The sequence below is a fragment of the Woronichinia naegeliana WA131 genome (assembly GCA_025370055.1).
GTDB classification, from domain to species: Bacteria; Cyanobacteriota; Cyanobacteriia; order Cyanobacteriales; family Microcystaceae; genus Woronichinia; species Woronichinia naegeliana.
The window spans coordinates 6567576-6592711 of the sequence record CP073041.1; the positions used below are offsets into that span (position 1 = coordinate 6567576).

The 25136-nt window shown below is 40.9% G+C and carries 23 protein-coding genes and 3 pseudogenes; 7 read left to right on the forward strand and 19 right to left on the reverse strand.

The features are described 5' to 3' along the window. Positions 1-87: 87 nt before the first annotated feature. Positions 88-1425, reverse strand: a pseudogene (locus KA717_33385) (IS5 family transposase). Positions 1426-1705: 280 nt separating this feature from the next. Between KA717_33385 and KA717_33390 the strand changes: the two are divergent. From KA717_33390 to KA717_33400, 3 genes are all read left to right on the forward strand, one after another. Then, a complete protein-coding gene (locus KA717_33390) occupies positions 1706-1873 on the forward strand; it encodes a transposase family protein (protein UXE60396.1) in 168 nt (55 codons plus the stop codon). Between the two features lie 467 nt (positions 1874-2340). Next, on the forward strand, positions 2341-3420 hold the full coding sequence (locus KA717_33395; GenBank protein ID UXE60397.1) for an IS1 family transposase: 1080 nt from the start codon (positions 2341-2343) through the stop codon (positions 3418-3420). Between the two features lie 45 nt (positions 3421-3465). After that, the gene (locus KA717_33400; GenBank protein ID UXE60398.1) at positions 3466-3930 is read left to right on the forward strand and encodes a transposase; all 465 of its coding nucleotides are present in this window, start codon (positions 3466-3468) and stop codon (positions 3928-3930) included. Positions 3931-4146: 216 nt separating this feature from the next. On the opposite strand, the pseudogene KA717_33405 reads toward KA717_33400, so the two are convergent. The 5 genes and pseudogenes from KA717_33405 to KA717_33425 form a co-directional block, all read right to left on the reverse strand. Then, positions 4147-5484, reverse strand: a pseudogene (locus KA717_33405) (IS5 family transposase). 316 nt (positions 5485-5800) lie between these two features. After that, entirely contained in the window at positions 5801-6916 is a 1116-nt protein-coding gene (locus tag KA717_33410; protein ID UXE64856.1) for an ABC transporter permease, read from the reverse strand. 172 nt (positions 6917-7088) lie between these two features. Further along, a complete protein-coding gene (locus KA717_33415) occupies positions 7089-7508 on the reverse strand; it encodes a pre-16S rRNA-processing nuclease YqgF (protein UXE60399.1) in 420 nt (139 codons plus the stop codon). A gap of 490 nt (positions 7509-7998) precedes the next feature. Next, complete coding sequence (locus KA717_33420) at positions 7999-9135, reverse strand: 5-(carboxyamino)imidazole ribonucleotide synthase (protein UXE60400.1); 1137 nt, start codon at positions 9133-9135, stop codon at positions 7999-8001. Positions 9136-9228: 93 nt separating this feature from the next. Beyond that, positions 9229-9711, reverse strand: coding sequence for a pentapeptide repeat-containing protein (locus KA717_33425; GenBank protein ID UXE60401.1), 483 nt, complete (start codon positions 9709-9711; stop codon positions 9229-9231). A gap of 150 nt (positions 9712-9861) precedes the next feature. Between KA717_33425 and KA717_33430 the strand changes: the two genes are divergently transcribed. Further along, entirely contained in the window at positions 9862-10341 is a 480-nt protein-coding gene (locus tag KA717_33430) for a nitrate reductase associated protein (protein ID UXE60402.1), read from the forward strand. Between the two features lie 159 nt (positions 10342-10500). On the opposite strand, the gene KA717_33435 is transcribed toward KA717_33430, so the two are convergent. The 7 genes and pseudogenes from KA717_33435 to KA717_33465 all read right to left on the reverse strand — a co-directional run bounded on the left by KA717_33435 (position 10501) and on the right by KA717_33465 (position 16193). Further along, positions 10501-11253, reverse strand: a complete 753-nt coding sequence (locus KA717_33435; protein ID UXE60403.1) for a phycobilisome rod-core linker polypeptide — start codon at positions 11251-11253, stop codon at positions 10501-10503. 149 nt (positions 11254-11402) lie between these two features. Beyond that, complete coding sequence (locus KA717_33440) at positions 11403-11981, reverse strand: phycobiliprotein lyase (GenBank protein ID UXE60404.1); 579 nt, start codon at positions 11979-11981, stop codon at positions 11403-11405. Between the two features lie 316 nt (positions 11982-12297). Continuing rightward, positions 12298-12498: a hypothetical protein gene (locus tag KA717_33445; protein ID UXE60405.1), complete on the reverse strand. Its 201-nt coding sequence runs from the start codon at positions 12496-12498 to the stop codon at positions 12298-12300. A gap of 36 nt (positions 12499-12534) precedes the next feature. Then, a complete protein-coding gene (locus KA717_33450) occupies positions 12535-13287 on the reverse strand; it encodes a hypothetical protein (GenBank protein UXE60406.1) in 753 nt (250 codons plus the stop codon). A 47-nt stretch (positions 13288-13334) separates the two neighbouring features. Beyond that, entirely contained in the window at positions 13335-14795 is a 1461-nt protein-coding gene (locus KA717_33455; protein ID UXE60407.1) for a TM0106 family RecB-like putative nuclease, read from the reverse strand. A gap of 476 nt (positions 14796-15271) precedes the next feature. After that, positions 15272-15749: pseudogene (locus tag KA717_33460) on the reverse strand (phytanoyl-CoA dioxygenase family protein). Between the two features lie 117 nt (positions 15750-15866). Then, the gene (locus KA717_33465) at positions 15867-16193 is read right to left on the reverse strand and encodes a phytanoyl-CoA dioxygenase family protein (protein ID UXE60408.1); all 327 of its coding nucleotides are present in this window, start codon (positions 16191-16193) and stop codon (positions 15867-15869) included. Between the two features lie 555 nt (positions 16194-16748). Between KA717_33465 and KA717_33470 the strand changes: the two genes are divergently transcribed. Beyond that, complete coding sequence (locus KA717_33470; protein ID UXE60409.1) at positions 16749-17666, forward strand: sulfotransferase; 918 nt, start codon at positions 16749-16751, stop codon at positions 17664-17666. A 46-nt stretch (positions 17667-17712) separates the two neighbouring features. Here the strand turns inward: KA717_33470 and KA717_33475 are convergent, their stop codons facing one another. Next, positions 17713-18783: a hypothetical protein gene (locus KA717_33475; GenBank protein ID UXE60410.1), complete on the reverse strand. Its 1071-nt coding sequence runs from the start codon at positions 18781-18783 to the stop codon at positions 17713-17715. 340 nt (positions 18784-19123) lie between these two features. On the opposite strand from KA717_33475, the gene KA717_33480 reads away from it, so the two are divergent. Continuing rightward, positions 19124-20890 carry a bifunctional serine/threonine-protein kinase/formylglycine-generating enzyme family protein gene (locus tag KA717_33480; protein ID UXE60411.1) on the forward strand — a complete coding sequence of 589 codons (1767 nt, stop codon included), beginning with the start codon at positions 19124-19126 and terminating at the stop codon, positions 20888-20890. A gap of 210 nt (positions 20891-21100) precedes the next feature. Next, positions 21101-21508: an endonuclease domain-containing protein gene (locus KA717_33485; protein UXE60412.1), complete on the forward strand. Its 408-nt coding sequence runs from the start codon at positions 21101-21103 to the stop codon at positions 21506-21508. A 243-nt stretch (positions 21509-21751) separates the two neighbouring features. On the opposite strand, the gene KA717_33490 is transcribed toward KA717_33485, so the two are convergent. The 5 genes from KA717_33490 to KA717_33510 form a co-directional block, all read right to left on the reverse strand. Continuing rightward, entirely contained in the window at positions 21752-22369 is a 618-nt protein-coding gene (locus tag KA717_33490) for a Uma2 family endonuclease (protein UXE60413.1), read from the reverse strand. 100 nt (positions 22370-22469) lie between these two features. Beyond that, positions 22470-23366: a lipoyl synthase gene (lipA, locus tag KA717_33495; GenBank protein UXE60414.1), complete on the reverse strand. Its 897-nt coding sequence runs from the start codon at positions 23364-23366 to the stop codon at positions 22470-22472. A gap of 139 nt (positions 23367-23505) precedes the next feature. After that, the gene (locus tag KA717_33500; protein UXE60415.1) at positions 23506-23895 is read right to left on the reverse strand and encodes a Rieske (2Fe-2S) protein; all 390 of its coding nucleotides are present in this window, start codon (positions 23893-23895) and stop codon (positions 23506-23508) included. Positions 23896-23959: 64 nt separating this feature from the next. Next, on the reverse strand, positions 23960-24616 hold the full coding sequence (locus tag KA717_33505; GenBank protein UXE60416.1) for a rubrerythrin family protein: 657 nt from the start codon (positions 24614-24616) through the stop codon (positions 23960-23962). A 148-nt stretch (positions 24617-24764) separates the two neighbouring features. Continuing rightward, a complete protein-coding gene (locus KA717_33510) occupies positions 24765-25061 on the reverse strand; it encodes a peptidase (protein ID UXE60417.1) in 297 nt (98 codons plus the stop codon). Positions 25062-25136: the final 75 nt, after the last annotated feature.

The window sequence follows — 25136 nt, forward strand, 5'->3', positions numbered from 1 at the left end:
GTCAACACAAATCACTCCTCACAAAAGAGAGGAAAATTAACACCATTTTTCACAAGAAAAACGACTCTACAACTTTTTACTTTTTGTCTTCTGAAGTAGAGTAGAAAGATTCATTACCAAAAAGTTCATCGCAATTACCGTTTCCGAGGTCTCAGGTAGTTTGGCCATCACTCGACCAAGACTAAATTTCCTCTTTCCCTGTCCGAATTTACCCTCAATGGCATTACGCACTCTTTCATCTGAGCGTGCCTCTTTCTTTTTTTCTTTGCTCACCTCTTTCGGCGGTCTTCCCAATCGGGGACCACTCATTCTTATATCCCTTTCTTTACAATAAGCTCGATTCGCTTTTGTTCGATAGATTTTATCCACATGAACCGATTCCGGATAACATCCTGTTTCCCTTTTATATTCTTCTATTCGCGCTTGTAAATCTCCCGATTCGTTGTAATTATCCCAACTTAATTTGTCTAAGAAGACAAAGCCATTCACATTACTTGCCGATATTTTAGCTCCAAACTCTACTGCTTTTCCCGCTTTTCCACGCACTATTGGACGCACGTGAGGTTGGCTTACACTCACAATTCTGTTTTCTACTTTATTTGTCTTTTTTTCATACATTTCTAACTGTTGCTCATACACTTTTCCTATCGTTACAAGCTCTTCTTGCTCTTTTTTCGTTAGTTTTTCTAACTTTGCTCCCTCTTCTATCATTTTTTCTATATCAGACAAGTTTCTTTTTATATATCCTAGTTGTTTTTTTGTTCCTTTTCTTCTTTCTTTTTTTGACACACGACGTTTTTTTGCTATGGCTAAGTACTCTTTTCTTGCCACTTCCCTATAAGTCCTCGGCTTTTCTTTCCTTTTCTCTTTTATTTCTTCATACAGCTTATCTATTATTTTTTCTGTTTTTTCTCTGGCATCATTCAATATTCCTATATCCGTTGGATATTTTATATCTGCTGGTGTACAAGTCGCATCTAACAATAACTTTCCTTCATTTTCTTTTTTTTCTGACGCTACACCCGTCGCTTTTTTTTCTATTTCTTTATTAATTTTATTTATTAATTCCATTCCTATTTTTTTACGAAAATGAACCATCATTGACGCATTAAATGCTTCTTTGCTACTATAGCTTTCCATTCCTATAAAGTACTGTAAATAAGGGTTCTCTTTTATTTGTTCTACTGTTTCTCTGTCACTTTTTCCTGAAATTTCTTTGATAATTAATGCTCCTAATGCCATTCTAAATGATTTGGCTGGGGCTCCTTTTTTTTCTGTGAAGTTTTTTGCATATTCTTCCTCATATTCTTCCCAAAGAATCATTTTTGACATTTCTATCCAACGATTTTCTTCGTCTAACTGCCCGCCGAACAGATTTTTCAAGTTTTCTGGTGTTTCAATTGAGTACTGTTGCTTTCGGTACATCTGCTTTCTCTCTTCTTAATGCAATGGTTTTGAGGCATTCTACCCTATTTTCGTGCATTCTAGCGGTTCTTAATTCGCCTACTATTTTTCTCCGTAAAGGTTTCAGCTTTTTTCAGCAAGCCCTAATTACTGTGGAAGATTAACCGATGAATTACATCAGACCAACAATCTACTCATAAGGGATTTGCCCATTTCTGGTCAAACGGTGTACCTACAAGTCCCTCGTCGTAAGTTTTATTGTAAAAAATGTCAAAGGTTTTTTACAGAAAACCTAGAATTTATGGAAGCACGTAGAAAATATACAGTGCGGTATGAAGAATATGTGTATAATCGAGTAAATGTGAGCAGTGTGGAACAAGTAAGCCGAGAAGAAGCCCTATCTTGGGATAAAGTTCATGGAATTTATCAACGTCAATGTGAAAAGAAAAAAAAGATTGGCAAGGGATAAAAAAAGTAGGAATAGATGAAATATCGAAACGAAAAGGTCATAAGAATTTTGTAACAGTGGTAGGAGACCTAGAAAAAGGAGAATTAGGGCTTGCTGAATAAGTCTGCAAATCGAACCTAGATGCCACAGGGCGCGAAAAATGGTGACTTCAGAAATCAGTTTCCGATTTTAACCCACAATTTTCTAGCAAAGTGCATGGATTTTACGCCTTCAAATGCCATAAGCTTGCACCTAATCGTGTTCAAAATGGCTGAAAAGCTTATCTGATAAAGGTTCTGCCTTTATTCGGCAAACCCGAATTAATAGAAGTAATTGATAGTCGGTACTGGTATCGTGTGATCAAAGCTAGAAAAAGTTATGGTGTAAGAGTTTGAGAAAATAGAAAATAACTTACGACTGGACATATTCCCGTTTTTGTTATACTATTATTATTGTCATTATATTAAAGAAAGGGAAAACGGAAAGCAATGTCAACATTGAATAAAAGCTCAATTGACCTCCTAAGTGATATTGGCTTACCTCAAGAGAAAGAGGAAGCCTTATTTCAGAAAAACTGCCCTCATTGCTATAGTGAAAAAGTAAAAATACATTCTCATTACCAAACGAAAGGTAACGGGGAACGTAAAATGTTCATCTGTCAAGAATGTGGTTCTTGTTTTGCTGAGACTTATGGTAGCGTAATCGCTGGCTTAGAAACCCCATTAAGTGAAATTGTAAAAGTATTAAAAGCCAGAATGGAAGGAATAGGATTAAATGCAGCAGCCCGAGTATTCGGCTACGCAAAAACAACAATATTGAATTGGGAAAAGAAATTATCAGGATTACAAGAGACATTATTTTTATACGCCTTAGTGAATGAATTTGTTAAATTAGTAATAGAAGGGGATGAACTATACACAAAAGTTGGAAAAAATAAAGAAGCAAGTGCCTCTGAGGGGTGGACAATCGTGCTCATGGACAGGGCTAGCCGCTTTATTTGGCATTTAAAATGTGGTAAAAAAGAGCAGAAATTATTTCTAGAAGCAATGATGACGGTAGCGGAATTATTTGAAAGGAGTGCAGAATCTCTCCAGTTATTTACAGATGGAGAAAAGCGATATAGTCAACTGCTATTTAATATTTGTCACGAAGTATTAAGGACTGGGAAGCGAGGTCGTCCCACCAAAGTATTACCGAAGGGTATGGTGGTAAGATTAAAAAATAAGAGTAGTAAACGTCGAGATTCTGAGGGTAAACTAGAGAAAGTAGAAACTCCGAAAACTGAACATCCTGAGACAACAGAAAAACCAGAAGACAAGGATGTTCATGCCAACCACGTTGAGGCATTTAATAGTTCTCTACGACGCTATTTAGCCGCCTTTCGTCGTCGAACAAATACTTATGCTAAATCTGTTGTGGGATTACAGCGAGTGCTAGATATTTTCTGGATGGTTCATAACTTTGTTCGCAGCCATTTTACGACGAAAAAAGTTCCTGCGGTAGCTCTCGGTATAATTCAAAAAGGGTTAACTTGGGAGGACTTACTCCAAATTCGCCTGATTTGTTGAACCTCTTGTATTGCAACGTTTATAGCTTCTAGCTAGACGATACCAGTGCCTGATAGTCATCAAAAAGATGAAATAATTGAAGCCCTGATGGAGAAACCATTAGAGGTAAGAGAAGCTGTCGAGGAAGTGAGTGTGGATATGTGGGGAGGATTTCCAAAAGTAATAGAAAAAGTGTTTCCTAATGCGGTAATTGTGACGGATAGATTTCATGTAATGAAAGCGGTGAATGAAGAATTAAATAAAATCCGTAAACAGACAAGTTTTACTCTAAAAATTAAGGGAGAAAAGTGGCTATTATTAAAAAATAAAAAAGACCTGACAGAGGAGGAATTACAAAAACTAGAATTGGTGTTAAAGCAATCAAATCGTTTACGAAAAGCCTATGAGTATAAAGAATCATTTCGAGAGATATATGAAAAAGTAAAGGACAAGGAGGAAGGACGTTTAAAATTCACAGAATGGCTAGAGAATGCTAAAAGCATTTATACAGATGTAATTAGGGCTTGCTGAAAAAGTCAAAAAACGAAAGAAATGTGGGTTAGGGAAGTATGGACTGAAAAAGCATAGATAACTTATCCTTATGGAAACAAATCAAAATACAGATTTTGTTTAATCTATTGTTCCTTTCTGTCTAAAAAGGTCAACACAAATCACTCCTCACAAAAGAGAGGAAAATTAACACCATTTTTCACAAGAAAAACGACTCTACAACTTTTTACTTTTTGTCTTCTGAAGTAGAGTAGAAAGATTCATTACCAAAAAGTTCATCGCAATTACCGTTTCCGAGGTCTCAGGTAGTTTGGCCATCACTCGACCAAGACTAAATTTCCTCTTTCCCTGTCCGAATTTACCCTCAATGGCATTACGCACTCTTTCATCTGAGCGTGCCTCTTTCTTTTTTTCTTTGCTCACCTCTTTCGGCGGTCTTCCCAATCGGGGACCACTCATTCTTATATCCCTTTCTTTACAATAAGCTCGATTCGCTTTTGTTCGATAGATTTTATCCACATGAACCGATTCCGGATAACATCCTGTTTCCCTTTTATATTCTTCTATTCGCGCTTGTAAATCTCCCGATTCGTTGTAATTATCCCAACTTAATTTGTCTAAGAAGACAAAGCCATTCACATTACTTGCCGATATTTTAGCTCCAAACTCTACTGCTTTTCCCGCTTTTCCACGCACTATTGGACGCACGTGAGGTTGGCTTACACTCACAATTCTGTTTTCTACTTTATTTGTCTTTTTTTCATACATTTCTAACTGTTGCTCATACACTTTTCCTATCGTTACAAGCTCTTCTTGCTCTTTTTTCGTTAGTTTTTCTAACTTTGCTCCCTCTTCTATCATTTTTTCTATATCAGACAAGTTTCTTTTTATATATCCTAGTTGTTTTTTTGTTCCTTTTCTTCTTTCTTTTTTTGACACACGACGTTTTTTTGCTATGGCTAAGTACTCTTTTCTTGCCACTTCCCTATAAGTCCTCGGCTTTTCTTTCCTTTTCTCTTTTATTTCTTCATACAGCTTATCTATTATTTTTTCTGTTTTTTCTCTGGCATCATTCAATATTCCTATATCCGTTGGATATTTTATATCTGCTGGTGTACAAGTCGCATCTAACAATAACTTTCCTTCATTTTCTTTTTTTTCTGACGCTACACCCGTCGCTTTTTTTTCTATTTCTTTATTAATTTTATTTATTAATTCCATTCCTATTTTTTTACGAAAATGAACCATCATTGACGCATTAAATGCTTCTTTGCTACTATAGCTTTCCATTCCTATAAAGTACTGTAAATAAGGGTTCTCTTTTATTTGTTCTACTGTTTCTCTGTCACTTTTTCCTGAAATTTCTTTGATAATTAATGCTCCTAATGCCATTCTAAATGATTTGGCTGGGGCTCCTTTTTTTTCTGTGAAGTTTTTTGCATATTCTTCCTCATATTCTTCCCAAAGAATCATTTTTGACATTTCTATCCAACGATTTTCTTCGTCTAACTGCCCGCCGAACAGATTTTTCAAGTTTTCTGGTGTTTCAATTGAGTACTGTTGCTTTCGGTACATCTGCTTTCTCTCTTCTTAATGCAATGGTTTTGAGGCATTCTACCCTATTTTCGTGCATTCTAGCGGTTCTTAATTCGCCTACTATTTTTCTCCGTAAAGGTTTCAGCTTTTTTCAGCAAGCCCTAATTAGCACAATTCGGAGTCATTTAGACTCTATTTGTAATTACTTTTTAAGTCGAACAACGAATGGGGCGATGGAAGGAATTAATGGTAGTGTTCTGAATCTGTGGATAAGACAAATCAAAATGAATAGAATGACTACGTTCTAGAAATACGATCCACCGGTCTAGAACATTACCCAGAGATCTTTGCTTTTCTACTTTTCTAAACTACGGGGATCAAGGGCATCCCGCAGACCATCACCTAACAAATTAAAACATAAAACGGTGATAATAATGAGGAGAGCCGGTGGCCAGATTAACCAAGGCTGTAAGACTAAAATGGAAGCATTAGTTGCTAAAGATAACAAATTTCCCCAACTTGGATCGGGCTGTTGAATACCTAAACCAATCAAGCTTAAAACCGATTCTGAAACAATAAAACCTGGTACTGCTAACGTCGCAGAAATAATAATATAACTAGCAGTTTGGGGTAAAATATGATGAACAATAATCCGTCCAGAGGTTGCTCCCATTGCCTGGGCAGCTTGCACAAATTCCTGTTCTTTTAAGGATAAAACTTGACCCCGAATGACCCTCGCTAATCCAGACCAACCAATAAAGGAGGTGATTAAGACAATTAATAAAAAGCGTTGAGCACTACTTAATCCAGGGGGCAAAACTGCTGCAAGAGCTACCAATAGATAAATCCCTGGAATAGTCATTAGCACTTCTACTAAACGCATTAAAATGGCATCTAGCCAACCGCCGAAATAACCGGAAATACCGCCAACAATCATTCCCAAGGGAAAGGAAATAGCAATACCCACTAATCCAATGAATAAACTAATTCTGCCGCCATGAACAAGACGACTAAACTGATCGCGGCCTTGTTCATCAGTTCCTAGCAGATTAATTTTACCTTGTCCCTTTGTCCCAAATAAATGACGATCAAAGCGAATACCTTGAAAGATTTCTACTTCTTTAAACTGGGGCGGTAAAGGTAATTTAAGTTGAAAGAGTTGATAGGGATCCCCTGTAACCCAGAAACCGAGAGGAGAAGGCTGTTGATAATCTGTTTTAAGGGGGCGATCGCCGGTTTGAAGATTAGTAGGACTTTGGGTAACAGGATAGACATGGGGCCCTAACCATTGACCTTGAGGACTGCGCCAATAGATAGTGGTAGGCGGTAGAAGAGAGCCATCTGTTTGGGAAAGATAGGGATTGTAGGGCGCGACAAAATCTGCCGCCATCACCATCAGATAAAAAATGATTAAAATTATGGCCCCTAAACGAGCTAGAGAATTATGTCGAAGTTTCTGCCACCAATTCATAATAATTGATAATGAATAATTGATAGTTGATAGTTGATAGTTGATAGTGAATAGTAAGCGGTCACGCATTGAGATTATATGGTGATGTCGCTTAACGTTTTATAACAAAAGATTTAATCTACTTAGATTACCTATTCTAGGTGATAATTTTCCGACCCAAAATAATTGTTAATTATCCATTGTCCATTGTCCATTGTCCATTTTTAAGGTATCGTTCAATTAATAAAATTGCCACAATATCATCAACGGGGCGAGGCGGCACTCGCAAACTTTTGGGAATAAGACGGGTTAAACCCTTCGGCGGATACATGTGCCAATAGCGATCGCGGGCTTCGACGGAACTGTTACGTTCATCCACCATTGCCACGGTAATTTGGGTTGATAAAATGCTTTCTAACTTTTCTTTCCACTGTTTAGAAGTCGTTTGATTACCCATTACCACCTGTTCAACCGGAAATTGTTCACAAAGTTTAGGAATTTCGGCTAAAACGGTCTCTGAGGTGAAAACTTGATGGAAGTGAATTTGGCGATCGCATTCCATAATGGCAACACCGCACTTATCTCGTCCCGGATCAAACCCTAAAAAAAACATGAGCAATTGCCGCTAGGCTAGAGAATAACTCCATTTTAGGAGGCTGAGTCCCGATTGTGATCGAGAGACTGTCAACTCTGTTCCCTTAGAGGCTCTGTTACATGAACTGTTATCACAGAGTTTGGAAGTTCTAAGCCTCGCTCCCCTCTTGTATTTGCTTGCTGTTGACATCCTTTAAGGCTCGGAACAGTGAAATTACAGGCGATCGCGGCCCTGAAAAAATGTCAGCCCAGGGAAAATTAATGTTCTTGTTTTATCGTTAACCAATCAGTAAATCCATGAGTGAGCAATTTCTACCTGTAAATAATTCGTTGATAGATTATCCTGTGAAACGGTACGATAGGGCTTTTGAGCTCGCGTCAGATGTAATCAACGAAAATTTTACAGCAAGGAATTTTTTGTTGAATGGGGTCAGAGATTTCTGGAGAAGTTTTAACAGCGGGTGTAGTCATAGGATACAATTCCTGTCAGTAAATTATGCACTAAAATACTAACTAGGATACCAGATTGCATTAATTTGTTCTATGACTTCGGTAACTTGTTTTGACAAGCAGTGGCGATCGCCGTCCAGCAAAACCGTAACATGACCCAACTTCCGACCCGGACGGGCTTCTTGTTTTTGATACCAATGAAGGTAAGTGTTAGGTAAGTCAGCTAATCGCGCTCTTTGTTGGGCATAGTCACTCTCAGCAACTTCATACCCCAACAAATTGACCATCACGGCCTGTTGACATTTGAGACGGGGCGATCCCAAGGGTAGATCCATAATGGCTTGTAACTGCATGGCGAATTGAGAGGTTTCACAGGCATCTAAACTATAATGTCCCGAATTGTGGGTACGAGGAGCCACCTCATTAATCAGAATTTGTCCCTCTGAGGTCAAAAAGAATTCCACCCCAAAAAGACCAATGACTTGCAGTTCTGTTAACAGCGTTTGGATCTGCTGCTCAATTTCCAGTTGTAATAGCGAGGGAATCTCGGCTGGAGCCTTTACCCAACGACAGACCTGGTTTTCTTGATAGGTCTCCACAATCGGATAAATGACGATTTCCCCGGCTTGATTACGGGCCGCGATCGCCGCCAATTCCCGTTCAAAAGGAACAAAGGCTTCTATCATCCAGCCGCTTGCTGGGATTTTTGTCAAGATTGCCGCTAACTCTGCTGCTGTTCTTACCACACAAGTTCCCTGACCATCGTAGCCATGACGACGGGCTTTTAAGACAAAAGGATAGTCCAAGGGGAGCGGTTGAGCCGGATCATAATTCCAGAAAGCCGGCACCGGCAAGCCAATACTGTTTAAATAGCTGCGTTGCTCATACTTATCCAGTAGCGGGGCAAGGGACTTTAAACTGGGACGAAAAATCACTCCCTTTTCCGCTAAAGTTTGCAAGGCGGCTAAGTTAACAAACTCATTCTCAAAAGTAATGACATCACAGATCTGGGCCAATTGGGTGGTTGCTTCAACATCATCGATCGCCGCTAAAATAACTTCCTGAGCTAGGGCGATCGCCGGATCATTAGCATGGGGCGTTTGGACAATTAAATCAAGATTTAAACGGGGAGCTTCTTGGGCCATCATCCAGGCTAATTGACCGCCACCAATCACCCCCACTTTCCGATTGATCATGTTCTTTTTCTATTGTTCTTAAAAAAGTATTACATCCCAATACCAGTGTTGTTCCTTACCCTGGCTAGTTTTCTAAAAAGATGAGGAAAGAATCTAGGAACAACCCAAAGATTCGCGAGTACTAACCCCTGTCTTAGAATTAACTCCCTCTGCCACCACACACAGTCGGCTAACTTGCTCAGTGTCTAACACTGCTAAACTAAAATCTGCTCCCGTAATTTGAGCATTCTTAAAGGTGCTTCTCATCATAATCGCTTCTGTGAACACAGCATCCCGTAAATCCGCCTCATTAAAACTGGTCAAATAGGCTAAACCATTGGTTAAATCAGCCCCTTGTAAATTCGCTCTCAACAACGAGGCCGCATTAAAAACAGCCCCTCGCAAATCCGCATGACTAAAATCGGCTGTAGAGAGATCCACATTGGTAAATTGGGAAGTTTGTAGGTTCTGTCCCTTAAAATCCTTTCCCTTCAAAACAGTATTCTCAAAGGTTGAACTCGTCCCTGTAACGGAGGAAGAACTTGCTGCCCAGGCTGATGCAGGTACAATGAACCAGAACAAGGTTATAAACACCATGACAAACTTGAAAAAGGACTTGATCATAAAACAGGGACTAGGATGTAAAGGTTAAAATTTATTACAATTCCATTTTATCGGAAAGCTGCTTTAAGTTTCTGGAAAGGCGATCGCCTTTATTTTTACCTTTATTTTGCTTGCTCAATATCGATGACGAACTCAGCCTTTTTCCAATTTGAACAGGATTTTGTTGATAACCTGCGCTGTATTCCTATGCTGGTCAGGATGAAACTCGACACCTGTGGTATCAAACTGAAGCTAAGTCACTGGCATCATTTAACCCCCGCAGAAAGGCAGCTTTTAGTGGATTGGCCCTGCTCCACTCCCACAGAGATCAAAGACTATCATCAAAAACTCCAAACCCTACTGATCGACAAAACCGGAGCCGCCGCCAGTGAACTTCCCCTGGATCCCCAGCCAGCCTGGTTAGAAACATCAATGATTCCCGAAAGTGTTCAAAGCAAAGCAGCCGAATTTGACGTAAATCTCAGCCTAGCTAACTGGCAACAATGCACACCGAGTCAACGTTTTGCTTTGATTAAATTGAGTTGTTCTAATCATGAAAATGCTAATTTTTACCCAGCCCTTCAGGAATTTGGACTTTTTGACACATCCAACGTTAAAGACTAATGATTCGGTTGCCATCTTCTCAACAAACTATCCCAACCCACCAACTAAAACAGGGGAAAGCTACCGATCCACAAAACAACTCAGATTGAACTAGAATCGCTTTGCCCATCAGAACTTTCCCCCGATGCTAATCACGTTTAGCAAACACTGACACTCAACTTAACGACGACGGGGAACCGACGAAGCAATGTCAATGTTGAGAGCCGAGATTTTAGGAGTGACAGCAGCAGTAGGATTGATACTGCGAACCATGCCTAAGAAATTAATCGGATCGCCAGCTTTTGCTTTTTTGTCTTGAGGGATAAAACGACGAACCTCGTTTTGCCAAACTATTTGGGGGAAGCCCAGTTGACGACGATGGTAAGCATCGTAACGGGGAGATTTGATATTAAAGGGTAATTCACCAGCTTCTCTGCCCGGAAGATTCCGGCGGCGTTGATAGGGTACGGTATCATAGCCAAAGTTGCTTAAATATTCATCGGTGTTGAGTAATTCATCAACGAAACCTTGAATACCCTTATTAACAACAACAATAGACCAGGCGATTTTTTCCCGCTCACTATAAACGTCCCGACCTAAAACCCGTTGAACGGTTTGCTCAACAAAGCGATAGTTACTGTTTTTGTCATAGAAGCTAGAACGATAGGTCTTGGAGAGTAATAATCCCCGAATGAAGTCCCGTACCGTCAACTGTCCATTGCGAAGTTGAGATTCGAGAACCGCGTCCCGATCGCATTTGAAGGCATGAAAGAAAATTTGACGATAAGCAGCTTCGATTAAATTCCCCATATCGGACGGCGAAAGCAGATTTTCGGTTGTGAAGATGACAGAATGCTCATCTCCTTTCACTTCAAATGCTGCTACACGCACGTTCTGGCTTTTGGGCCCGTACTCTAAAAGCGGAATAGCCAAGTTAGAACCTCCGTAATCTTAGAAAAGCTTTAAATTAAGATATCCTAAATCATAAGGGAGCAAGGGCCTCAACATCGTTAAATGTGACAATTTATTACAAAGCTTAAAGTTTGTTGGGGATGGTTTCTGGTGTGGGATTTGACCATTGCTTACCAGCCGCTAATCTGGTCATAGTCAACCCCAGCAGAATCAGGAGTTAAAATAGGCTGTTCGACTCGCATTTCTGTGCAAAAGGTCGCGGTGTTAAAGCCCCCAAATCGCTGTACTGTGCTAGTTCTGAGCCGAAGATGGGGACTGGCAAACCAAAAACGTTCAATGGTGGTCATGGTTTCGTAGTCTGTCACCAGCACTAAGGCCTCTTCTTCATCAAGATGGTAGCGGCCAGCAATGGGGACAATTTCTGCATAACCTCTTTCCCGTAAAAGCATTCCCTGTTGATGATTATCGGCATCGGGAATTAGGGCAAAAACAGTTGTTCCCTCGTGGTTTTCGTCTTCTTTGTCCCAAGCCATTGAACTTTCCCAGCGAACAAAAGCTCCACCGATCGCTCTACTGGGATCCACTTCATGTAACTGACAAATTTCTACTACTTTAGGATGATCCGCCGCGAGGGCCTCAACCAAAATCTCTGAAGTTCCTATTTCAGCCCGACGAAAAGCCAAATGATGGGTGGTGCGCTGCGATCGCCAATTACCCGCACTCTTTTGAAAAAATTCCATTGCATCCACAGTTTACTGATTCTCCTAAACTAGAATTAACGCTAATAGCATTGCCCTTAACGCTGATCATTCAGCCCAAAGTTTGAAATAATTAATACATAATAATATATCAAAATTCCAGCTCAATTTTATGGAATTGAGAAGAGTTTCTTCCCAACACTTACCTGATTCTCAAGATATTAAGGCTAATCGAGTTCGTCATCCCCAAAATCTTTGAAAATGATCTAAGCAGGGAGAGCTTTGAGAATATAACATTGGTCATAAAAATCTGATCAAGTAGTTTATTCTTAAGTAGAGCATTGAAGTAATGCGTTTAATTAAATGCCTAATGACTCATCACGGTAGTTTGCTCATTGAGTATAGAAATTTGAGATTGCCCTTCAGAGACTTCATCCTGTAGCACATTATATTCATTGAACAAATAGGTTAAGCAGTTTTCAATGGAAGTCATTTCTTCTCGCTTTTCTTGAAGCAGATGGGTCAGCGTAATTTCTTCATGACGTAGAGAATCCAGTCGTTGTTGCAAGGTTTGACAACTTGCCGTTAAGGAATTTTCTGCTTCTCAAAGAGAAGCTAATGTACAGTGCAGTGCTTGTTCCTTTTGGGTTAAATCTTGGGATTGCAAAATAGAATGTTGAATTTGTTGTTCTAGAACATTAATGGCACGACATACATTCTCTTTATATTGCATTTTTTCTAATATGTCTTGATTAAGCTGCTCTAATTCTTGACGAATAAAGGTACAACTATTCTCTACAACTTTTAGATTATAGCTTTTTTCTAAAAGTTCTTTTTCAATTTCTGATTTCTGATTATTTGCCGCTTTAATTTTTCGATCAAGCTCATCAAGCTTGGTTTGTAATTCCTCTTTTTGAGGATTTAATTCAGCACAATCTTGGACAAGGTCATGCCGTTTATTTTGTAAGGAGGAAATTTGCTCACTTAAGTCAAATCGCTCTGTTCTCAAGCGTTGATTTTCCGATTCTAAACTATGATTAAAATTCTGAGCCGCACTGATTGCTTGATAGACTTGTTCTTCATAATTTTCTAAGTCCATCAGACGAATTTCTATTCCCTGAATTTCTTTGGCTAAATTAGTCTGAGCATTCTGTTGACGTTGCTTTATCTGTATGGTTTTCAGGCGATCGCTGATATAACTAGCCGGAAGCATGAGTAAACCTAACAGCACAGATTGACGGGGATTACGAGTCACAAGCCAGGATAGGCTCATTGCCACCAGAACTATTATCAAGCTCCGCTCTAGAAAATGACTAAAAATAAGGGTATGAGCGCGGTTTTTAAAAGAATTTTTCATCGCAAAGCACCAATTATCAGCACTGAATCTTATTTTCAGTCTAGCCCTTATTTTAAGCTTTCGGGTATTAAAAACTCTGTTAACCAATCCTTTAAGATCCAGGTTGCTCGACAATCATCTTCGTTATAGCGCAGAATTAATTCCCGATAATGGCGATCGCCGCTTTGTAACCACTGATCGTACCAACACACCGATTGATCCCCACTGGCATCAGGATCGCGCCATTGAAAACCGAGCCAATTGGCCAAGGATTTGAGAGAATAACTTTCGACGGGTAGGATTACCGTATTAACCACATAACGGTGTAGATCAAAACACCTTCTGAGTAATGCGTCCTGTTGCTTTTTCGACGTTCCATAGAGTTGGGCTAAACGTTTAATGGTTTCTACTTCATATTCTGAAAAATGAAAAATAGGGGCCAAGGGATAACGATTCACCAAATCCAGAAAATCTTGCCAGATATTTTGTTCCATTTCGGGCTGATCAGCAAAAAAACCATAGAAATCTTCCTGCCCCGTTTTATGATTGACCACCACAATCCCTAGTAAATAATCTAAATTACGCTCTGGCTCGGCCTCAATGTCAAAATATAGTTCAATCGCGGACTGGGGAAGGGAATCGATTATTTTTTTATCATGCCGCAAAGGTTGGTTTTCCATTAAAGAAAAGGTTTGGCGTTGAAGTTGGAACGCCAGGGATTTGCCCAAAACCTCCTCTATCTCAGCCACGGAAACATTAGCTAGAGCCTGAATGTTCATAACCCCTAGGGACTGCAACGATTCATAGCGACTAGGCGTAACACCAGGCACTAAGGATAAATGCTGTTGAGATTGGGCAATTCCATAACAATGACTATGCCAATGGCAAAGACTACAACGTTGACGAGAGATAAAAACTTCAGGTTCTTGCTGTTGAATAAGGGTTTGAATAAAATTGCCTAGGGTTTCCTGAAGTCGGGGTCGCCATTCTTCTAAATCCACTCGATAGGTATTGTGACGACGTAAAATAATTTCCGCATAGGACGGCGATCGCCCCTGGCAGAGTTCCAAAAGTTCTCCATAGAAGGCTGCAATGATTTTATACTCTGGCTTTGGTCGGCGACCTAACTGAATACTAACCGGCAAATAGAACCAATTCCCCCACCGCGAAAAACCTGATTGCTTTACTAAAAGATGAGGATGTCCCAAGAGAACCAAAGGGTGCTGGGATGGTTCAGAAGAAGGGAAGGCATAGCTTAAACAACCATTATAAATACACTCCACTCCCAGCCCCATCAATGCCATCGTTTCCTGGCTCCGTTCTTGCCATTGTCTTTTTGGTGTGTGTGGTTCCTGGTAGGAAGGATAATAGTCACTTAACACTGCGGCAATATGTTTTTGGCTCTCTTTTCGCAGCTTGAACAGGAAATCTCGCTCTGGATTGCGATCTTGTATATCTCCATAGAGATTCAAATAGGCACGCCGTTGGCAGCGTTTATAATCCAGGAGCAGTGAGTCTGTTAATAACATCACTAGGAAATGCACCTAGCCATAACAGAAAGTTGATCGAAAAAGTGGGTGAACAAGGGTGGCGACTCCTAGCAGGATAAGTTGCGCTTAACTCTCCCTATTATTAACGATTACTTTCCCATCTGAAATATCGTTTAAGTGAGCAAGTCCGACGTCATCGTCGTCAATAATGGCAAAAAAACAAGATAAGTAAGTGGGCTTAATTAATTGTTAGATGGTGGAACAGGCTTCTAGCCTGTGAACGGGCAGGATGCCCATCCCACGTTTTATATTTAATTGCAACCAGCTACTTAGCCAAGACCAATCGTTTGGTTCCCTAACGCAAAAGAGAACTTACGCCCCTAATAAAAATAAACACTATCAATAGCCGTATTATCCTGTGATTGCTGGCTAGGTTTAAGTGTATTTGCGTAAGTCCTATTCTATGAGCTTCCCAGGATATTAGACCGTAGTAACCTCCCTAGATAGGAAAGGGGCTAGGCCGGTTGTAGCTCTTGTTTGAGAAGGCTGAGGTCTGCCATCTTATTGTAATGAAAATTGTCTTCGCCCGCGAGTAAAACACAGCCCCATTTTTCTAGACTGAAGACTTTGCCATAATGTTCTATTTTAGCGTCAGCGAGATAATGGGAATAGGCCTTGACATCGGTTTTAATAGCACGAAAGTTCAGTCCAAGGCGAGGTCTGTCACTAACGTTAGGTAAAGATGCGTGTAATGTCCGTTGAGTAAAAATGAAAAATTCTCCCGCCTTACAAGGACAATTCACTACCTTATCCGGGTCAATAGTCGTTTTGAGATCAACGCCATATCCAAAAAAGCCCTCTTTTTTATGCTCAAAGGCATCTTTACTGCGGTGCTTGATCGATATCTTCCTTTCCTCCTCCTTCGAGAACCTTACCGTACTTATCAACCAAGTCTCCCAATTTAACCTTGTGAGTTCCTGGCAAAAATTGCATACAGCCGTTCTCTACCATGCTATCGTCAATCGCGATCCAAACTGTTAATTGGAACAGATCGTTGGCATCTGGAGCATCCAAAATGGCCACATCAACAAATTCTTTAAATAAGTTGGCTTAATGCCAAACGGTTTCCGGCGCGCCAGGGGGTTTCGGAAATAGATCAGAACGCCAAATCAGAATGTCTGGGCCTAATAGCTGGGTCAGACGATTAGCGATCGCTGGATGGGTAACGAGTTTATGGATTGTAGGAGAACAAAGATGCCAATCCCGAACGGTTTCAAAGCCATAGAGTGGAGAGACTTGTCCTAATACGTTATTGTAAAATTCAGGACGATAACCTGCCATCTCTTCCGGCGAACAAAGCTGAAAAGGGCCAGCAAATCCATTTTCGTGAAAAAACTGAATTTCGTCGTCAGAAAGACGATCATTTGCACTAGTCATGCTACTTTCTGAATAATGGATTGAGGGTAATGGTTTCAATCACTATAGCAGTCATTTCCCATTGATGAAGTCTGGTAGATAGTATTTTTTTTAAAAAAGTCCCTGATAGTGATTTCACTTCGTTCACAATAAACACCACTACATATAGCATTACAAACTTTAGAGGTGTTAATTTTATACAATTGTCAATCGCTCCGAAATTTTACGTATATGGCTTTTGACAATCAATCTGAAACTAAGGACAATGTAATATTATTCTTATACAATATTGGCTATTACTTCTATAAGATGACGACTTTTCTTAAGTTATGTTATACTTGGCACGGTCATGGATTGAGATTTTCGCCCCCTGAATCCCCCAATGCTGGGGGACTTTGAAACCGATAAATAGAGAATGGTTCCCCCAAAACTTGGGGGGCTAGGGGGGCTGAACTAAAAAACGCAAATTATCACCGTGCGAGGTATACTTTAGCCGCAATGATTAAAGACGTGATTCCCCTTAGCGGATCAATTTGTTGAGCTAGGACATAAAGCTAATTTTTGGGATAAAACAATTTGGATACAAAAAACAACGTTAAATCACCTGTTTTTATTCTCGCGAATCCTCGATCATTTACCTCTCTAATTTGTGCCATGTTGGGACAACATCCAGAGGCTTACGGGGTTCCAGAGTTAAACCTATTAGTTTGTGACACCCTAGAAGCCTTAATGGGGCGGTTTAGCAATATTCGTCAGTTTCAACAACATGGACTCTTACGAACTGTTGCCCACCTCTATTCTGGGGAGCAAACGATCATGTCCATTGATATGGCCCGCCGTTGGGTTCTCGCCCACCTTAAATGGAGTACGGGAGAGGTTTATAAGAAGCTTTGTTGTCAGGTTGCACCTCTACGTATTATTGATAAGAGTCCGGCCTATGCCCTAGACATAGAAGTGATGGAACGTCTCTATCGAGTTTTTCCAAACGCCTATTTTATCCATCTGGTTCGCCATCCTCGTACTCAGGGTTTATCCATTATGAATACGGGAGATGGATTTATGGCCGTTGCCTCTAAATCCTATGATTACACCACCGATCCCCCCACGTTAGATCCTCAATTTGCTTGGTATGCAACCCAGAATCGTATTCTAAAATTTCTTTCTACTGTCCCATCGGAACAGCAAATGTTTCTCCGAGGCGAGGATCTGCTCAATGATCCTCCTGTTTATTTTGAGAAAATTTGCCAATGGTTAGGTTTTAGCTGGACAGAAGCAGCCTATGAGGCTATTCTCAATCCCGATGAATCTCCATTTGCTTGCCCTGGCCCCTATGGGACGACGATGGGCAATGATCCTAATTTTCTCAACTCTCCCTATTTTAAACAACGTTATGTTAAACCTAGTTCCTTAGAGGGAACCTTGGCGTGGCGTACTGATGATAAGGGCTTTATTCCTGAAGTCGTAGAACTGGCTCAAAGGCTTGGCTATCACTAGGATGATAATACTTTCCAACTGGGCCGATCGCGCCCTGGTTTAAAGTTTAAAGACTATGACGCTTGAAGAAGTTCCAAACGGTATTCGTTGCGGTTAAGTTGCGACTGGTCACACCCAACAAAAATTTAGGTTGGCGATCGCCGTTAGGCCAGGTATGGCCTCCCCCCTGAATAGTGTAGAGCAAAACTTCAGAACCATTACGGCAGCCCATATAACTTTCTAAAGTCACTTGAGTGGGATCAGCTTGATCTAAAGGCGTGAGAGTTTTCTCCTGGGGATTAGCACGGCAACCATTGTGTTTTTGCCAGAATTGCACTGCATTGGCGATCGATAAAATTTGTCCCCCAGCCCCTTTTGTCATTTGTCCTCCTTTCCAGGGAATAAATTGATCATCAGGACTATTAATCATCAAAATAGACACCGGTTTGGGAGGATTGCAGGTCTTGGATAAAGGAGCAGCCATACTAGCCGCAACGGGAGCGAAAGCCGCAATGCGATTGGATAATTCGCAGGCCAACCGTTGGGTAAAAAAGCCGCCATTGGAAATCCCGGTCGCGTAAATCCGGCGGCTATCAATAGAATAATCCTTCTCTAACTGATCCAGTAACGCGGATATGAAGTCCACATCACTAATATGGGGATGTAGTTTAGGCGTTCCACGGCCATCATTCCATTGGCCGTCAATCCCACTGGGATAAACAACAATAAATTTTTCTTGTTCTGCTAATTGATTAAAAGAGGTCGTCCTCGCAAATCCTTTGCCACTACCAATTCCACCGCCATGAAATCCTAAAACTAAGGGAACAGCTTGCCCTGCACGATAGGAACTCGGTACAAAAATAAAATAATTGCGGGTCATTCCCCCAGACGTGACACTGCCCGTTTGTAAACCACTATCGCCACCATTTCTAACTCCTTGAGAAGGCGATAACTGCCCATTTTGCGGTTGAGATCCCTCTTGCATACGCTCCCGAATCCGTTCTCGAATCCTTTCCCTTATACTACCATTAGGACTTTGGGGATTAGGACTCTGAGCACAAGCATAAAGCTCAAAGGAAATAATAGTGAGTAAAACAACTAGTAATATCGAGACTTTATTTCTGACGGGGTAATTCATAAGTTAGCCATGAGCAATGAAATTTGCCAGTTTATCGTCGCTTCAGCGCGGTGAGGATGTCAACAATCCATTATTTAATCGCATTACAGCAATTCTAAATTTGCGCTGTAACAAGGGTTTCAGGTTTTAGTTCGCGTAATATGGGGTAAAGTTCAACGGGATTAACAAGTTCATTTTACGAGTCTTCCGGCTTTTAGGCACAGTAGTACGTGTAGAATTGCCCCCAAAACCCCCTTTGAAATGTTCTTTAAATCCCTAAAAGCCTTGCTGTGTCTAAAACTGAGAATTGCTGCTTTGGGTAGTATCTAATTAACATACAAGAATCCTGATCAATGATTCTATGGCGACTCAATGTTTAAATCCTGATTGTTTGGTGGTTAATGCTGAAACCCACCGTTTTTGTCAGAAGTGCGGACAGAAGCTTTGGCTCAAAGACCGTTATCAAGCTCTTAAACTGATTGGGCAAGGCGGCTTTGGTAAAACTTTTTTGGCGATCGATCATGATAAGCCATCGAAACCTCGTTGTGTGATTAAGCAGTTTTTTCCCCAGAGTCAGGGAACGGGAGCCTTACAAAAAGCAGCAGAGTTATTTGCAGAAGAAGCCAAGCGATTGGATGAGTTGGGGAAACATCCTCAGATTCCAGAGTTATTGGCCTATTTTATCCATGAGGATCAGCGTCAATATTTGGTACAGGAATATATTGAAGGGGAAAACCTGGAGCAGGAGTTAAAAAGTCTGGGGGTTTTTAATGAGGCTAAAATTCGGGCTTTGTTAATGGATTTATTGCCTGTTTTGGGTTTTATTCATCAAAGAGGAGTGATTCATCGGGATATTAAACCAGAGAATATTATTCGTAGAAAGCAGGATAATAAGTTAGCTTTAGTGGATTTTGGAGCGGCTAAAGCGATCACTCCAGCCAATCGTTCGGTGACGGGAACGGTAATCGGTTCGGCGGAATATGTGGCCCCAGAACAGATGAATGGTAAGGCAGTTAATGCCAGTGATTTGTATAGTTTGGGGGTGACTTGTCTGTATTTATTGACAGGAATTTCGCCTTTTGAGTTGTTTGACATTGGCGAGCATGAATGGTGCTGGCGTGATTATTTAGTTAACAATCCAGTCAAAAATAATTTAGCGAATATTTTAGATAAATTGGTTATTTTTGGCACAAAGAAACGTTATCAGGAAGTTGGAGAAGTGTTAGGAGATTTAGGCATTTCACCGAATCCACAAAAGGTGACACAAATTCAACCATCAACGCCAGTTATTTCGGTTCCTGCCACTCCTCCCCAAAAAGTGACGCAAATTCAACAATCAACTCCCGTTATTGCGGTTCCTGCAACGTCTCGAATACAAGTTTCTCCAAGCCTTCAACTATTAACAGAGACTTTACCTGGGGGAATTAAATTAGAACTGATTAAAATTCCAGCAGGTAGTTTTATCATGGGGTCAAATGAATACAACAATGAAGAACCACCTCATAAAGTCATTTTAAAAGAGTTTTATCTAGGTAAATATCCTGTCACTCAGGAACAATATCAGGCGATAATGGGGAATAATCCCTCAAAGTTTAAAGCTGGTTTTTTAGGACAGAAATCAAACCCGAAACATCCTGTCGAACAGGTTACTTGGAATGATATTCAGAAGTTTTGTGAAAAGCTAAATCAACTAACAAGAAAAAAATATCGTCTCCCTACTGAGGCGGAATGGGAATATGCCTGTCGGGCGGGGAGTCAAACCCGTTATTATTTTGGGGATGATAAAAACCAGCTAGGAGAATATGCTTGGTTTAATGAAAACTCAGGTGCAAAAACCCATCCAGTCGGACTCAAAAAGCTAAATGCCTGGGGTTTATATGATATGAGTGGCAATGTGTGGGAATGGTGTGAAGATCATTGGCACGATAGTTATGCCAATAAACCATGGAACATCAAAAACAATGGTAACGCTATATGGTCAGGTAGTAATGAAGTCCGTCATCTACTGCGTGGCGGTTCTTGGTACGTCAATGCGGGGTTCTGTCGCTCGGCGTATCGGAGCAGGGACCTTGCGGACATTCGGCGCAATCACTACGGTTTTCGGCTTGCTCTTTCCTTCTCTCCATGATTGCCTTTGCCCTTTTGCCTGGATTTTTGAGAATCAACATGGTACACATAGACTATCCGTGTTCCTGTAGGGGCTTAGTCTCCAAGTCCGATGTTTGATGAAGTAGAAGTTTGGTCTCCAAATCCCCAATCTTCAATTCCCACCCCATACTCCAGTTCCCCCCTTTTTAAGGGGGGTTAGGGGGGATCAAACCTTTCAAACAGAAGAAAAATGAACAATCTTAACGACACAGACTTTCATCTTCCTTACAATCCGCAATTAGTAGAAAGAGCTAAATATCTCCGTAAAAACATGACCATTGCCGAACAAAAACTATGGAAAAATTACCTCAAAAACTTCAAATATAGAGTCTTAAAACAAAGACCGATAGATCACTTTATTGTTGATTTTTATTGCCCTAGTTTAAAATTAGTTATTGAAATTGATGGCGATAGTCATTTTACCGATGATGCAATAATTTATGATCAGGCTAGAAGCGAAAAATTAAAAGGTTATGGTTTGCAAATAATTAGATTCACAAATCAGGATGTATTGGATAATTTTGAAGAAGTTTGTGAGATTATTGAAGAAATAAATCCCCCCAACCCCTTGAAAAATGATCTGTTAGACAAAAATTAGTGAAAGCCTTGCCGGAAGGCGATCCCCCCAACCCCCCTTAAAAAGGGGGGCAGAAAGAGAGTTCTCCTAAAAAGGAGGTTTGAGTTTTTGTTAGTTTGATTTTTACTCCCTGCGACTGAAATCTTGAGCTTGTAAGCTTTGTAAACCTCTCAACTTCGATAGAAACCCCAAATTTTTCAAAACGCAATAAGTATAAAAAAATAACAATAATTCAAAAAGTATATGACTTAATTAAATTAATACTTAATTTAGTGTATCTTCATTAGGCATCAATGGTAACAACTCCACATCCTCATAGATCAACGATAGTGGACATCGAAAATCAACACTGCTTAACTCCAAAATATCAGGATTTTCTTTACTAACTCCCTCCTCTGGATAACTCGTTAACTCCCACTTTCCCCTATTCATGCGCCGATAACAATCAACGCTCACCTTTTCCGAATCAATCAACACATATTCCTGTAAACTCTCTAACCGCCGATAATAACGAAACTTATCTCCCCGATCAAAGGCTGCTGTACTAGGTGACAACACCTCCACAATTAACACAGGAAAACAAATCACCTGACGCGATCGCCGATCCTGCTCATTGCAACTCACCACCACATCAGGATAAAAAAACGGCCCCTTTTCCGAAATTTGCACCTTAGCATCCGACATTCTCACCTTACAGCCCTTTTCCCGTAAAAAACCCCGTAAAGCAGTCGTTAAATTCACCGCAATATCATTATGGGGTAACGTTCCGCCTGCCATCGCATAAACCACCCCGTTAATATATTCATGGCGGATCGCTTGCACTTCTTCCCAGCTTAAATATTCTTCAACCGTCAAAAAAGATTCCCTAAAATTAGCAACCATTGTCTTTGTTCTAACTCCTTTGTAAAGGATTCAATCTCTGCCGCATTTTTCATCAGTGAATAGCTCAGTTGTATGAAAATTGCGATAAACTCAATCCCCATTAATTTTCACCGGCATGATAGGAACTACGCACCAAGGGCCCCGATCGCACCTGACTAAATCCCAAAGAACGGGCGATGGCTCCCAATTCCTCAAACTCTGCGGGTGTCCAATATTTCTGCACAGGTAAATGTTCTAAAGAGGGTTGCATATATTGACCCAGGGTCAGGCGATCGCAATGGATAGCTCTCAAATCCTGCATAGTCTGGATAATTTCTGCCCAGGTTTCCCCATGACCTAACATTAACCCTGATTTCGTGGCAATCTGAGGAGCAAATGCCTTTACCCAACGCAGTACCGACAGCGATCGCTCATACTTAGCTCCCCGACGCACTTTACCCTGTAACCGTTCTACCGTTTCTATATTGTGGTTATAGCAAACAGGCTGGGCCTTAGCGACTGTCAAAACCCGCGATCGTTGACTCTCTTCTCGACCCACTCCACCCCAAAAATCGGGAGTTAAGACCTCAATCTGAGTCTCTGGATTTTCATAACGTACTGCTTCCATCACTTTTACAAACCAAGCCGCGCCGCCATCGGCCAGATCATCCCTGGTCACTGAAGTTAAAACCACATAACGTAGTCCTAACAGTTTGACCGACTCAGCCACTTTTTGAGGTTCATCCACATCCAATGGCATAGGGGCATGACCCTTATCCACCTGACAAAAGCCACAGGCACGGGTGCAAACTGGCCCCATTAACAAAAAAGTCGCTGTTTTTTGGGAATAACATTCACCTCGATTTGGACAACGTCCCTCTTCACAAATAGTATGGATCTGACGCTGTTTAATAATTTGTTGGACAGTAGAAAGTTCACTCGCTCTCCCGATTGGCCGTTTTAACCAACTGGGTAAGGTGGTCATTGAATCCTGGCGTTGGTCTTGGCTCAGAGTCATGGTTACAAAGATTCAGAGTTTCTCTTGGTTCAATGTCCCATGTTAACGTTAATTGTTTTCAGAGGGGTGAATGACAGCGATCACTCAGTAAAGCGGTATAACTCACCCCCTAAAATGCGGATCAGAGTACGAACTAGTCTTAAGCTTTCACCAAAATAGTGTCACCAGAAACCTTCGTTTGATAAGTCTTCAGAGCTTTTTTGGCCGGCCCTTCAGTTACAGCCCCAGTACTACTAAAAGTGGCATCGTGACAGGGGCAAACAAAACTTTTTTCCTCTGCCTTCCAATCCACCGTACAACCTTTATGGGGACAGGAGGGATTAACAGCAGTCAGACCCTTGCCACTCGGATTTTTAATGATCAGAACTTTGCCGACGGGCGTGTCTTTTACCAACAATTTCCCCGTTTTATCTAATTCTTTAACGGTTCCCACCGCGACAAAGTTGGCCGTTTCCGCACTAACAATTTCTGGCAGACAAGCGATCGCACCGCCCACACCGGCTAGGGTGACAAATTCACGACGATTCATGGGTTTAATATCCTTAAGAGTCCGAGGTTGAATAAAGGCAAGCTATTATGATAAGCCAATTTGCCTAGCTAATTTGGAGAAATAGTCCTTTATCCGTGTCACATTCAGGACAATCTTCAAAATTTAGAACGCTAGTAGTATAACCACATTCAGGACAGACATAAAAGCTTAAGCTAACGTCCTTCCAAGTTTCCAGGTTATCAACAGCCTGACGGTAATATTTAGCGTGTTCGGCTTCTGATTCCTGGGCATAGTCTAAGGTTTTGACTGCTGCGTTATTACCTGCCTTTTGAGCCTGTTGGATAAATTCAGGATACATTTTGTCCCGTTCGTAGGATTCGCCAGCGATCGCAGCTTCTAGATTAGCTTTAGTGGTGCCCACCGTTGGGGTTTCTATTTTAGCCGTGGGTGTTCCCCCCATTTGCCGAATGACGACTCCATGATTAGACGCATGGATAGCTTCGGCAGTGGCGGCGGCCCGAAAAAGAATGGCGACTTGTTTATAGCCTTCTTGATCCGCTTTTTTGGCAAAGGCAAGATAACGATGGTGGGCGTTACTTTCTCCATTGTAGGCAGCTTGCAGATTTTTCAGGGTTTCGTTTTTTTCCGTATCAGCTTGGGCAACCTGAGTTCCGATCAGAGGTAGATTGGTTAAAAATTGAGTGGAGTAGGCGATCGCGCCACTAATAGCAACGAAAGTAACAAATTTGCGACGATTCATACTGTCAATGTCCTGGGGTTTCTAAGTTTTGGTAAATACAAAAAAGTCTGGCCTGATTTGCCCGTTGATTTAAGCTGACAAAATCCGATTTATTGCCAAGAAGGCAAGATGCAAACCGAACGAAAAAAGAGGGAAAAGTCCCTAAAATCTATTCTGGATTTCGATTAATGGCAGGACGTTTTTTGAAAAGATTGGTCATTGTCATCCCTGTCACCAGTAATCCCACTAGTCCTAAGCCATTCAGTACTGGATAGAATTTATCTAGATGGATAATTTCTAAGGTATGCAATCCCAATAGTAATTCTGCCGCATCCCCCATTGCCAACCACTCTACCAGAATAGTATAAAGCATCCCAGTAATAACCGTTAGGAGCAACGGTAAGCAAAGAATAATTGCCAGAGTACGATGATATTTCCGAAAAGCTCGAAATAGTAGGTTCTGCATTTTAGTGGGAGTCACGTTAAAAACCATTATTTCCTTTTCAAAATAGGCCATCATTAATGATTCTAAGCCCTAACA